The sequence below is a fragment of the Cognaticolwellia beringensis genome (assembly GCF_002076895.1).
In the GTDB taxonomy this organism is placed as follows: domain Bacteria; phylum Pseudomonadota; class Gammaproteobacteria; order Enterobacterales; family Alteromonadaceae; genus Cognaticolwellia; species Cognaticolwellia beringensis.
The window spans coordinates 4,158,145-4,171,281 of record NZ_CP020465.1 but is presented as its reverse complement, the minus strand read 5'-3'; the positions used below and the strand labels follow the sequence as shown (position 1 = coordinate 4,171,281).

The following is a 13,137-nucleotide window of genomic DNA, read 5'->3' as shown; positions in this document are numbered from 1 at the left end:
TATTATTCAACGTTTATTAGAGTTAATATCATCGACCAGCAAGACAAAAAAGAAACCATTCAAACACTATCTCCTAAGGTTGTTATAAGCCCAGTAGCCGATTCACAACTTAAAATTGCTACTTTCAATTTATTTAATTACCTTGCACCGCCTAATGCATACTACGACTTCGAGCGAATTTATAGTGCCGAGCAATGGCACAAAAAACAAACTTGGATTACTGAATACCTACGTGAGCATCAGCCTGATATTATTGGTTTTCAGGAGGTATTTAGTACAGAGTCATTAAAAGCTTTAGTTCTAACCCAGGGATATGAATACTTTGCAGTAGTTGACCAACCCCATATTATTGATGATTTTATCTATAAAAGCCCGGTTGTTGCCATTGCATCACGTTTTCCCATAGTTGATAACGTTGCTGTTCAACCAAACACAGAACTTGCAAAAGCCTTAGGTTTAGCAGATGATTTTTCTTTTAGTAGAAAGGTCGTTAGAGCTACGATTGAAGTGCCCCATATAGGCAACTGTGACTGTTATGTTGTGCATTTTAAATCTAAACGTTCGATGATTGAACTTGATGAAAAAAATATAAAACGCTCGGCAGAAAAAACGATTATTGATAGCCTAAAAGCACAAGTGGCTGGTAGTTGGGGCTCAACTATCCAACGTGGTAGTGAAGCAACCTTACTCATGGTAGATATGATCGAGCGGCGTGAAGCAACTAATAACCCTATGGTATTAATGGGGGATTTTAATAATACGCTTAGCGATGGTATTTTAAGTCATTTACTCACAAATACCTTACGTTTTGTTTCAGCTATAGATCGTGATGCCTATCTTGAACAATATTGCTTAAATGACGCTTGGGATTTGTATCAAATCGCTTTAATCAATGAAACTTCGCAAGCAACTGAGAATAAAGGCTTTATACCTAACGAAAAGGTAACGCGTAACCCTACACATTACTTTGGAGCGGGTAGTTCGGTACTCGATTACATATTATTATCGTGTGAATTTGATGCCAGCTATCATGACAGCTTATTTCAAGTTAGCGGCTATGAAACTTATGATAGGCACTTAATTAACCCTATTTTTGAGCGTGATGGTGAAAGTACAGACCATGGTATTGTGTTAGTGACGTTAACTTTAAGGTCATAATAGTTGGTATTTCTGGTTTAGCCTGAGATGTAAATTTCAGTGTTTTTATGTTTGTGCTGTCTGATGATTCTGACGGCATAAATGCTGACCTACAAAACACTTTTACTTTGCACCCAATATTATGTCAGTTTTTACGGGTTGCACTTTAAGCCATTATTTCTGATAAAAAGTGTTTCACTACATACTAAAATTCATAATAATTACATCGCAAACATCAATATTATTCAGATTTATATATTTAATTATTCTGTACAAACGCTATATATTTCGTCTTTATTAAAGCTACATACGGTTAAGCTACAAAACTTGTAACCCTTTATGCTTGTCTGCATATTGTTTAATAAATATTTTTAATGACTTAATCAATAATACGCAACGATAAGCTAATGGGGAAGTGATCAGAAGAGTGAATGTCTGTATGCACATGCGCATTGACAACGCTTAACCCGCGGCAATAAATATGGTCAAGATGTTTAAATAAATGCTTTAACCTTGGCTGACGTGTCATTTTTACTTCTTCCAACGAAAACAACATAGCTAGGCTATTAAAGTATTTTAATCTTTTTTTATTCCAAGTATTAAAATCACCGGCCAATATTATTGGCCCATCATGATTTTTCAGCGTTCGAAATACTTGGTCTAAGTGCACTTTGAATTTTTCGAATGCTACAAAATTGATAAGATGGGAGTTAACAACTAGCAATGACTGTGCTTGTGTATTTAAAGGGTAAAAGGTTGCCAGCAACATTTTTTTTGTCTTTGAAAGCGGTTCGCTGTGTTTAGACGCTGAATAATAATATTTATTGGCGGCAACAGTGCAGCCAGTTTTAACGCCGGTAATTATGTTGGTTTTGGTACTTTTAAAGCTGCGCGCCATTATCCATTGATGCTTTATCGATTTTTTGAAATGGCTATCGAATGGGGAGTTGACAATAGCTTCTTGTAGAAGTACTAAATCTTTGTCAGCCATCAGTGTTACAAAATCTTCGTGCCATCCCTTTTTCTTACATTTGTAAACATTCCACAATAATAGATCTATGTTTGGGCCTAGTTGCTCTTTCGAGGCGCTACCCATGATTTTAAGTGATTCAACGGCGCTATATCGGTTTTTAATCATGAAAGTGTTGGCCTTTGAAAATGGATGATAGCTAAATTAAACTAATAATAACATTACAGATAGGGCGAAAATAATCGAAAAAAGTTATTTCGAATTTTTTTGTAAGTTGCTAGCCCCTTAAGATCAGATGCAAGAACAGGTGTAGCATTCTGTTTCTTTGAGTCAAATAACGCTGTTAGTTTAGTATTTAGTTCGGTATCAAAACATTCCATATTAATTTCGAAATTAAATTCCAAACTTCGGGCATCCCAATTGGAAGAGCCTATAAATGACCAGATGTCGTCGATCAGCATAATTTTGCTGTGGTCAAAAGGTCTATTATTTTTATATATCTTTATACCGTGCTCTATAATTCTAGAGAAATTTGCCGCCATCACCCAATCGACAAAAAGAATATTGCTGTATTTAGGCACAATAATTTCGACTGACACACCACGCAATGCTGCCGCATGCAGCGAGGTTATTAATGTTTGATCCGGAATAAAGTAAGGTGTCATGATTTTTACGTTGTTTTTTGCGCTCACTAAGGCATTAATTAATGTCCATCTTATTCTATTATGATGTTCGTCTGGACCGTCTTGGATAACGCGAGCAACAATTGACTTATCGCAAGTTTTCTTTGCTTTATCTTGATATTTATTTACCTTATATTTTGGAAACTTAATTAACTCACGGGTAGCAAAAAACCAATCTTCTATAAATACTTGGCTGATTTGATCAATTACGGGGCCAGTAACTTTAAAGTGAACATCATCAATAGGGTGCTTTGACGATTTAATGACATTATTTTGGCTTACGTTCATACCACCTATATAAGCCATTTTTCCATCTACACAGAGTATTTTCCTGTGATTTCGAAGATTAATAAATCGAATGCTAGTGAGCGAAATTGCAGGTAAAAAACGGGCCGTTTTTACACCTAGTTTCTTTAATGCACGGTCTGATTTGTGCCAACTATAACCCACGCCAATACCGTCTAGTAACACGTTAACAATAACACCACGTTGATGAGCTTGGGCTAAAGCTTCAACAAATTGGTGACCAATTGAATCGTAATCAAATATATAACTCGATAAAACAATATAATGCTTGGCACTATTAATTGATTGGATCATGGCTGGGTAAGCCATATCACCATTAATTAGCGGTTCAATATTGTTGTCTGTAAGATAATTAACGGGATGAATATTATGTCCAGCGATAATTGCTGAGTGCCAATTTCTTGGTAGCCAATGAAACTCAATAGGCCTTACTTGATACCGTAAATCTTCCTTCAGCTTTTGCTTGAGTGTTTGTGGGTGTTTTTTTTGTGCTGAACGTTTAATACGATTTATACCAAACAGCCAATAGAACATACTGCCGATAACAGGAGATAACACCACAAGGCCAATCCAGGCTAAAGACGTGCGTTCATTTTCTTTGAAGAGAAGTACATGTACCGATGTCATTAGAGATAGGCTAATATGGAAAACAACGATGATGGTTACCCAATGAATGGTGATCCATTCAAGTAATGCTTCAAATATTTGCATAAACCCAACTTAAATAATGCGCTGTAAGTCAGCGGTTAAATCAATTATGGAAAAAGAGTGCTTAAAGAATATTACAACAACATTGTCACATACCTAACCCAAAGTTTTGGTGCTAATTTTATATTCTTAACTATTTTGATAACTACAATCGCTTCAGTCGTATATTTTATAGTGATAAGTTACATTATCACACAATTGGATACCCGATATTTTATACGTAAAAACAAGGTAGTTAAAAGTATTAGCCTAAACAAAAGTGCTGAAGCTAACATAAATGAAACCTCTAGATTAACCCTCATAAAAAGTGGCTTAAACATTGTTGCTCACATAGCAAAAATTGTTCTTGGTTTATTTTTGCTTATTTGTGGGCTTGCTATGCTGGTTTTACCTGGGCAAGGCTTAATCACCATATTAATTGGTTTAAGTTTGATCCCGTTTCCAGGAAAGCACAAGCTTGAAAATAATCTTCTTGCCCGTAAATCAGTTAGGTCTTCACTTAATTGGATCAGAATTAAAGCCAAAAAAGAGCCCTTTATTTTTGATTGAACCTGAAATAAATACCTTATGTTGTACATATTTATTCTAATTTAATCATTGATTTGGATGTATATTTACTTCTGCGCTGTTATTCAGTTGATAAAGTTAAGTTTGAGTAAGTTAACGTCTAGAACAACCGAAAATTGCACCGTATAATAGCGAGATCAATGATTGACTAGCTGCTATCTACAAATAATTACTCACAAGTAATATCAGTAAAGTGACTCACATAATAGTTTAAGAATAATGTCACTCAATTTAGGAAACGATTTAATGAATATGATAGCTATATTAATGGGTGTACTTGCGGGTGCATGCATCGGAATTCAGGGGGGCATAAATTCGCAACTGACCAAGCATTGGGCAAAAAATTCGGTGTTAGCATCAGCTATTTCATTTCTTGTTGGGGCATTAATACTATGGGCTTTGAGCTTTATACTGCAAGTTTCAATACCTGAACTTAGCGATAAATTAGCCTGGTGGCACTGGACAGGCGGAATATTGGGGGCATATTTTGTTTACTCACTAGTTTATCTCTCACCGATTTTAGGCGCGAGTATGGTGGTAGCATTAATTTTATCGGGGCAAATATTAGCAGCCGTAGTTTTAGATCACTTTGGTCTTGCGGGTTATCCAGTTCGTTCAATTACCGAGGTACGTCTGATTGGTATTGCCTTACTAGGTGTTGGTGTACTTATTATTCGTAAATCATAACGGTAGGAAATAAATATGAATATTTTTTATATATTGATGGGTGTTGCTGGAGGTATGTGTCTTGCGATTCAAGGCGGTGTGAACTCTCAGCTTACGGCTACATGGACTCAAAGCCCTATGCTATCTGCTGCAATATCTTTTACCATTGGTGCTGTTGCTCTTTTCTTTGTCATTGTGTTACTTAAAATTACTATTCCGAGAAAAATAAAAGGCACTGATTCAAAATGGTGGCACTGGACGGGAGGTATTTTAGGTGCATATTTAGTTTTTGCTACAACCTCTCTAGCGCCCGTAGTAGGCGCAGGAATGTTAGTTGGTTTAATACTTATGGGGCAGCTTACTATGGCAATGACTTTAGACCATTTTGGATTAATAGGTTTTGAGAAAAAACCTATTAATGCTCGTAAAATACTTGGTGTTGTTATGTTAGCTTCTGGGATCCTACTTATCAGGTTTTTCTAATACCTTTATTCCTTAGGTATAGAGTATACTTGAACCGATATTATCTGGTTATTTGTTGCTAACTTATTAATATCACTGTTATTTTAGGTGACTTTTAGGTCTTAAAAAGTTTATTACGCTAAGCTTTAGTCATATAGTGAAAGGGCGCTTGTAATTTAATTATCAATTTACTCAATCTGATAAACAAATAGTTGTTTGTGCAGCTTTAACCATTATTGGAATCAACTGTTAACAATAATGATAACAGTCAAAAACTGTCATTTATTTCATATTAAAGCTCAAATTATAATAAATGAACGCATCATTGTTTGGCCTTTGACAACAAGTTATAAAGTGCTAAGGTCTAGCTGAATCAAGTTCTGAGGGACTAAATAAATGAAATTATTTAATAAACAATATAGCCAACCTGGAACTAAGCCCGGAACAATTTCTCAATCTGATGAAGTCAATTATACAGTTAGCTTAATCGATTATAATAAAACAAATATCGTAGATCATACGGTTTTAGAGCTAGCGACTTGTCGTGATTTTATTGAAAATACTAACATTACTTGGATACATGTTCAGGGTAACCCATCTGCAGAAGCTATGATCACATTGGCCAAAGGGCTCAATATTCATGAGTTGCATATTGAGGACATACTGAACAATGGTCAACGGCCTAAAGTTGAGATTAATGAGGATCAGATATTCCTTATCCTAAATTTACCGTTAAGTGATGAAGGAGTGACAAAAATAGAGCAAGTGAGTCTTTTTATCACTAAAAACACACTTATCTCATTTTGTTCTGGTTCGTTTATGCCATTTGAAAATGTTATAGAGAGATTAATGGCGAATGTAGGTAAGATCCGAAAATTGCCGGCAGACTATCTGATGTATAGCCTAATAGACACGACAATAGATTATGGTTTTCCTCTGTTAGAAGCATATGCTGAAACCATTCAAGAAATTGAAGATGAGTTGCTAAATACAAGGGACAGGGCGATCTTAACTCGCATCCATGCGCTAAGAAAAGAAGTTCTTTTAGTTCGCCGACGCATATGGCCACATAGAGATCTCATTGCCGATATATTACGAGAAGAAGAAAATTCAGTAATATCTAAGAACACAATATTACACATGAAGGATTGTTACGACCATGTTGAGTCAATTAAAGATACACTTGAGTCTTACCATGAAATGACTCAAGGACTCATGGAGTTCTATTTAACAAGTGTGAGTTTAAAGTTAAATGACGTTATTAAGTTTTTGACCATATTTACCACCGTGTTTATACCACCAACTTTTATTGTCGGTATCTACGGTATGAACTTTGACTCCAGTATAAGTCCATTCAACATGCCAGAATTAGGCTGGAAATATGGCTATATAACTGTACTAGGACTGATGGCAATTTCAATTACCGGTATGTTGATATTCTTCAAGAAACGACAATGGATATAGGTTTTTTTTCTTTTATAAAAGCTTCATGTATAATTGAAAAACTAAAATGATTCAGGCTAAAGCACTGTTAATAAATAATATATTGCATTATAACTTAGTATAGTAAGTAGTATCTGCAACAAGTAAGATAGTTATGGTAATTACCATACGGGTTATTGCTAGTTTTACTTATCAACGGTTGAATATTTCGTTGATAAGTAAAAGCTGTTCAGCAAACACAAACACAGCCAAACAATATTATCTAAAAAAAAGATATCGAAAAGCCCAACACAATTTACCTGCTATGGTAGACAGCACTGCAGCCAAATAATTTCTGGTGCAGAAGCTGAGTTTTTCATCCCACAATGTCAAATAACGAAAATGGATGTCGATAGTGATTAAATTATTTGTGAAAACGATGCTGAATTTTAATATTGGATGAACATGATGTCATCCCGTTAAGGTCGAAACAGCAATGTTGAGTTTGAATACAAGCTTGGCTAACATAGTAAATTTCAAAGTAACATTAATTGATGATCGGGCATCTGATAAAATTAATTAAATTTACAGATACAATCCGCAATCATGGTTTTATCCTAGTTAAGATGATTTTAAACAAATTTTAAAATTTACATTCTAGCAGTAATCACAAGACAGATAGACAAAGCATTCACACACTCCACTATGTCCGATACTCTTCAGTATTGGACATAGTGGGTAGGATGCATTAAACTGACTTCAATCGACTATCTTACCTGGTTTTAAATAAAATGATGTTAAATAAGCCTGTACCTTTATATCCACCATATCTTGATTTATGTGATTTTGATTTAGAAGATTATCCAGAGCTAGATAAAATATTCTCTACAAATGAAACTTGGTGGCTTGAACAATTTAACTGGGGAAAGCTTTTTCTTACTTATATTGGTAGAAACAAATCTGCACATACTTATGACAGATTTAGAAATGACGTTGAACGTTTTCTGCTTTGGTCCTTTATTGAAAAGCAAAAACCAATAGACCAACTACGTAAATCTGATTTACTTGAATACGCTGACTTTTGTTGGCAACCACCAGTTACTTGGATTGGCACATCCAATCAAGAACGTTTCAAATTATCTAATGGTTATTCATCAGCTAATGAACATTGGTTTCCCTATAAGATTCAAGCGCCAAAAAGTCAAAAATCCCAATATGTTGTTGATAAGAAAAAATACCGTCCATCACAACAAACGCTTTCATCAATGTTTACCGCCATCATCGTCTTTTATAACTATTTAATGGCTGAAGATTTTTGTATTGGTAATCCCGCTCAAATTGCGAAAAAAGACTGCCGACATTTTATCATTGACTCACAAGTGAAAGAAATCAAACGTTTAACGGCTAGTCAATGGCAATACGTGTTGGATACCGCTGTTGAAATGGCTGATGAAAACCCTATATTTGAACGAAATTTATTCGTGATTGCCTCTTTAAAAACCCTCTTTTTAAGGATTTCTGAATTATCTGAACGGCCAAATTGGTCGCCAACTATGGGGCATTTTTGGCAAGATGATGATGAAAACTGGTGGCTTAAAGTGTTTGGTAAAAGCCGCAAGTTAAGAGATATTACGGTTCCTGTAGATTTTTTACCCTTTTTAGAGCGCTATCGCAATTCACGTGGACTACTAGGCTTACCATCCAGCAATGAAAACGCAATTTTGGTTGAAAAAGTACGTGGCCAAGGCGGTATGACATCACGACATTTACGCCGGTTAGTACAAAATGTTTTCGATCAAGCTCATGAAAATATGCGAATATCTGAAGGTGCAAATAAAGCACTAAAGTTGAAAGAAGCAACGGCACATTGGTTAAGACATACAGGGGCAAGCATGGAAATCGAACGTGGACGCCCTCTCAAAGATATTTCAGAAGATCTTGGTCATGCGAGTATGGCTACAACAGACACCGTATACGTGCAAAGTGAAAACAAAAAGCGTGCTGAAAGCGGTAAAAAAAGAAAAGTGGATTAGTATTTTGAAGAAAATTAAAGTTGAATATGAATAAAACCGAGATAAGTTATATAGTAAAAGTTTGATCTACATTAAACTTTTACTATATAAGTGCTGGATAGACGTTATTTACTGAACTAGACTTCATTATAATTATTTTTATGGTCAGCCTAAATACATTATCAAATGTACTTAGGCAAATTGGAGTAATTATGAAAAACTTATTATTATTATTTATTTTATTCACGTTAATGGTGGTCAGTTTAATCAGTTGTGATTTAGGTCCTGAATCACCCAGAGGTTTTAGTTTACCTGAGGGAAACGTTGATAGTGGCAAACTTGTTTTCTTAAAATACCAATGTTTGGCTTGTCATCAAGTGGCTGGTATACAAGCACCAGAAGGTACTATCGATAATCCAAAATATAATATCAAACTGGGTGGTAAATCTACCCAAGTTAAAACTTATGCAGATTTACTGACATCCGTTATTAACCCTTCACATAAATTTGCTAAGGGTTATGCACTCAGCGTTGTTCAATACGATGGTGTATCAAAAATGAAAAATTATAATGATGTTATGACCGTATCTGAACTCGTTAATTTAACGACTTTTTTACAATCAAATTATCAATTAGTTCCCTATAGAAGAACCGTTTATTAGTAGAACATTATAAAAAATAGCGTACTTAATGAAGGAAACATACATATGAGTAAACCTTTATACCTTGTGGCCGTTGATGGTAGTGAATTCGGTGAACGAGCAGCTGAACGTGCGATTAATTTAGCAGAACAGATTGGCGCTAAAGTAAAATTAATCACTGTCATGGATTGGTCATATTTACAGACCCAAGTAATTGACGGTGTTGCCCCACCCTTATTAGATCGAGCCAAACAGGAGGTTAATGTCACCAAGCGCGTATTAACGCCTCTGGTTGATAAGTATCATAATTCAACTGTGGATATTACGACTGAGTTGGTTTGGGGTGTTCCCGTTGAAGTCATTTTAGAACAGGTTAAAACAAGCCATGCAAATCTACTGTTTGTTGGTAGGCATGGACGGTCTCGCATTGTTGATATTTTGCTTGGAAGTGTTGCCAATCAACTAGCCCACCATGTTGGTATCCCTATTATTTTAGTGCCATGACACGGCTGTTTTGTTAGCTCTAACATAGTGTTCTTGAATATCCACCAAAAAGCATTATTCTGCCGACATTAGCATTAAGTCATTAACTTTAATGCCATATATGGGGCTAAGTTAACAGTTAGCAATGCTATTTTGTAATTACCCATATAGGTGAAATGCAGTGTAGGCAACACTGCTGCATTGATAATGACTAGTTTACTGTGTAGGCTGATAGTAGAGAGTTTAAAGACGGTTATAACCAAAGCAGAAAAAAAGATAAACGCTCATGTTTATGACCGTACATCATCCAAAAAATAGGATAACTTGATTTATACCTATCATCGCTTAATTCTCCTAAGTTTTATTTTTGCTCATAATTTTACATAGATAAGACAACAGTAATGTTCATTTGAATTTATAGTTAGCTGTTATAGATATAGTTTGTGCTTCGAAATTTTTAACATTGTTAATATTCGGTATTAACAGTTCAAGCATAAGCTTTTATGAATGATGAATGACATTTGTTTTATTAATAAATGATTCAAATAATCTGAGCATGTCATCGTTATTCCTGTGTTAATACCTTAGTCGAGTTTAACAAAAATATCAGTTTGATAGTTTTGTTTAGTAACATCTCAACGTTTATTCGCCTTTGATTTATCTTTTTTTGCAGAACAATTAATATTGTCTATTGATCTCAATCAAACTTTAAGCATGCTAATTAGAGTTATCGCCTAGCCTCAACTAAACTTACACTAACTTCTTCATGGGAATGGTTATGTGTAAACTGTTACGAGTGTTGTGGCTTTTATGTTGCACTGTGATCACAGCAGACATAGTCATGTCTGCTGAAGTAACTTTACCCAAGCAATTAATGACACCATCGCAGCAAGAAAACGTTCTGCCCTCCCTCGCTTCCCAAATACCATTATTGACTATAAAAGGAGCTATCGGGCCCGCAATCGGTGACTATTTAGTGCGAGAAATAAACAGTGCTAATAGTCGAAATAATGTCCCGTTGATTATAATTACACTTGATACGCCGGGTGGTTTAAGTGCTAGCTTACGTGATATTAATCAGAGTATTTTAAATTCAGATATCCCAATTGCCTGTTTAGTTTACCCTCCCGGTGCACGGGCAGCGAGTGCTGGTACTTATATACTTTATGCTTGCCATATTGCCGCCATGGCTCCGGCCACTACTCTGGGTGCGGCCACGCCAGTGAATATTGCCTCGCCAATGACGCCTGCTGATGACGAAAAAGTACAAAAAAGCGCGCCATCGGCTATGGAAAATAAAGTATTAAATGATGCCATTGCCTATATCCGCTCACTGGCTCAATTACGTTCGCGCAATGAGCAATGGGCTGAAAAAGCTGTAGCAGAGGCCGCTACATTAACGGCTAAAGAAGCTTTAGAAGATAACGTCATTACCTTAATAGCAGAAACACCAAAAGTACTATTAGATAAACTCAATGGCAAGCAAGTAGCAGTAAAGGATAAAAACATTGAATTAGCGTTAAGCAATGCCGTTATTCTCAGTAAAAAACCCGACTGGCGCAGCCAATTTATTGCCACAATTACAGATCCTAATATTGCTTATATTCTGATGTTACTGGGTATTTATGGCTTACTCTTTGAGTTTTACAGCCCTGGTGTTGGTATCGCCGGTATTATCGGTGGTATATCCTTGCTGATCGCTTTATATGCTTTTCAACTATTGCCACTCAACTTTGCTGGTGCTGCTCTGCTGCTATTAGGAGTGGTGCTATTAGCTATGGAGTCATTAGTACCAAGCTTTGGTGTTTTTGGCATTGGTGGCGTTGGCGCATTCGCCCTAGGCTCAATTTTTTTATTCGACACAAAACTTGAACAATTTAGAGTATCACTGCCAATTATTGCGAGTTTCACTTTATTTTCAGTGTTATTTATTGTTTTTGCTTTAGGGTTTATCTACCGCGCGCGCAAAAATAAAATTGTCAGTGGCCAGGAAGAAATAATTAATGCTTGGGTGATGGTAGAAGATGATTTTAACGGGCTGGGTTATGTGCTTTTTAATGGGGAGCGCTGGGCTGCTAGCAGCAAAAAGGCATTGAAAAAAAATCAGCAGGTGCAAGTACTCGAAGTGAATGGCTTAACGCTAGTTTTAGCGCCTTCCACTGCAGTTTTCAGAACCACTGAGGAGCAAAATAATGACACAACTATTTAGTAGTACAGAATTATTCACTGGCTCAATGATCTTTTTAGTGATTGCACTTTTTTTCAGTGCTTTTCGCATTTTACGAGAATATGAGCGAGGGGTGATCTTTTTACTCGGACGGTTTTATCAAGTCAAAGGACCTGGATTTATTATCGTGATACCCTTTATCCAACAAATGGTGAAAGTCGACTTACGTATAGTAGTTATGGACGTACCCAGCCAAGACGTTATCAGTCGCGATAATGTTTCTGTAAAAGTCAATGCGGTGATCTATTTTCGAGTCATTGACCCACAAAAAGCCATCATTAACGTAGAAAACTATTTACAGGCAACTTCTCAGCTTGCGCAAACTACTTTACGTTCAGTACTGGGCCAACATGAGTTAGATGAAATGTTGGCTAATCGCGACATGTTAAATGCCGATATTCAAGCTATCTTAGATGTCAGAACCGACAGTTGGGGCATAAAAGTATCTAATGTTGAAATTAAACACGTCGATTTAAATGAAAGTATGATCCGTGCCATTGCCAAACAAGCCGAAGCAGAGCGAACTCGAAGAGCTAAAGTTATTCATGCTACTGGTGAAATGGAGGCATCGAGTCAACTGACCCAAGCTGCAAATAAACTTTCACAAGAGCCTGACGCGATTATGTTGCGCTATTTGCAAACCTTAACTGAAATTGCTGGTGAAAAAAATTCTACTATCATCTTCCCGCTACCAATGGAGCTGATCAGCGGTCTAGTTAAATCAGAGAAAAAATAGTCTGGCAAGCACCACCTTAAATTTTACCATTAGCATATACACGGTTAACATGAGTTAGCACAGGAGTGTAAATGAATATTATCTTTTCTGGCGCGGCCCGAGAAGTAACAGCTAAAA

At 36.1% G+C, this 13,137-nt stretch carries 13 protein-coding genes; 10 read left to right on the top strand and 3 right to left on the bottom strand.

Features of this window, described 5'->3' with window-relative positions:
* Nucleotides 1-114 precede the first annotated feature (114 nt).
* Nucleotides 115-1,158: an endonuclease/exonuclease/phosphatase family protein gene (locus B5D82_RS17530; RefSeq protein ID WP_094122829.1), complete on the top strand. Its 1,044-nt coding sequence runs from the start codon at nt 115-117 to the stop codon at nt 1,156-1,158.
* Between the two features lie 358 nt (nt 1,159-1,516).
* On the opposite strand, the gene B5D82_RS17525 is transcribed toward B5D82_RS17530, so the two are convergent.
* The gene (locus B5D82_RS17525) at nt 1,517-2,275 is read right to left on the bottom strand and encodes an endonuclease/exonuclease/phosphatase family protein (RefSeq protein ID WP_081153381.1); all 759 of its coding nucleotides are present in this window, start codon (nt 2,273-2,275) and stop codon (nt 1,517-1,519) included.
* 53 nt (nt 2,276-2,328) lie between these two features.
* The gene (gene cls / locus B5D82_RS17520; RefSeq protein WP_081153379.1) at nt 2,329-3,807 is read right to left on the bottom strand and encodes a cardiolipin synthase; all 1,479 of its coding nucleotides are present in this window, start codon (nt 3,805-3,807) and stop codon (nt 2,329-2,331) included.
* Nucleotides 3,808-3,864: 57 nt separating this feature from the next.
* On the opposite strand from cls, the gene B5D82_RS17515 reads away from it, so the two are divergent.
* The 7 genes from B5D82_RS17515 to B5D82_RS17485 all read left to right on the top strand — a co-directional run bounded on the left by B5D82_RS17515 (nt 3,865) and on the right by B5D82_RS17485 (nt 10,078).
* The gene (locus B5D82_RS17515; RefSeq protein ID WP_081153377.1) at nt 3,865-4,353 is read left to right on the top strand and encodes a hypothetical protein; all 489 of its coding nucleotides are present in this window, start codon (nt 3,865-3,867) and stop codon (nt 4,351-4,353) included.
* 264 nt (nt 4,354-4,617) lie between these two features.
* A complete protein-coding gene (locus tag B5D82_RS17510) occupies nt 4,618-5,058 on the top strand; it encodes a DMT family transporter (RefSeq protein ID WP_157673929.1) in 441 nt (146 codons plus the stop codon).
* A 15-nt stretch (nt 5,059-5,073) separates the two neighbouring features.
* Nucleotides 5,074-5,520, top strand: coding sequence for a DMT family transporter (locus B5D82_RS17505; protein WP_081153373.1), 447 nt, complete (start codon nt 5,074-5,076; stop codon nt 5,518-5,520).
* Nucleotides 5,521-5,895: 375 nt separating this feature from the next.
* The gene (gene corA, locus B5D82_RS17500) at nt 5,896-6,963 is read left to right on the top strand and encodes a magnesium/cobalt transporter CorA (RefSeq protein WP_081153371.1); all 1,068 of its coding nucleotides are present in this window, start codon (nt 5,896-5,898) and stop codon (nt 6,961-6,963) included.
* 749 nt (nt 6,964-7,712) lie between these two features.
* Complete coding sequence (locus tag B5D82_RS17495) at nt 7,713-8,954, top strand: tyrosine-type recombinase/integrase (protein WP_081153369.1); 1,242 nt, start codon at nt 7,713-7,715, stop codon at nt 8,952-8,954.
* Nucleotides 8,955-9,145: 191 nt separating this feature from the next.
* Entirely contained in the window at nt 9,146-9,595 is a 450-nt protein-coding gene (locus B5D82_RS17490) for a c-type cytochrome (protein ID WP_081153367.1), read from the top strand.
* Between the two features lie 45 nt (nt 9,596-9,640).
* Complete coding sequence (locus B5D82_RS17485; RefSeq protein ID WP_081153365.1) at nt 9,641-10,078, top strand: universal stress protein; 438 nt, start codon at nt 9,641-9,643, stop codon at nt 10,076-10,078.
* Nucleotides 10,079-10,152: 74 nt separating this feature from the next.
* Here the strand turns inward: B5D82_RS17485 and B5D82_RS20365 are convergent, their stop codons facing one another.
* Complete coding sequence (locus tag B5D82_RS20365) at nt 10,153-10,320, bottom strand: DUF6868 family protein (RefSeq protein ID WP_425429868.1); 168 nt, start codon at nt 10,318-10,320, stop codon at nt 10,153-10,155.
* Between the two features lie 611 nt (nt 10,321-10,931).
* Between B5D82_RS20365 and B5D82_RS17480 the strand changes: the two genes are divergently transcribed.
* Both B5D82_RS17480 and B5D82_RS17475 read left to right on the top strand, forming a co-directional pair.
* Nucleotides 10,932-12,266 carry an NfeD family protein gene (locus tag B5D82_RS17480; RefSeq protein ID WP_245807633.1) on the top strand — a complete coding sequence of 445 codons (1,335 nt, stop codon included), beginning with the start codon at nt 10,932-10,934 and terminating at the stop codon, nt 12,264-12,266.
* Nucleotides 12,250-13,020 (top strand): slipin family protein, encoded by a 771-nt coding sequence (locus B5D82_RS17475; RefSeq protein ID WP_081153361.1) that lies wholly within the window; start codon nt 12,250-12,252, stop codon nt 13,018-13,020. The genes B5D82_RS17480 and B5D82_RS17475 overlap by 17 nt, the downstream gene beginning before the upstream one ends.
* The last annotated feature ends 117 nt before the right edge of the window (nt 13,021-13,137 follow it).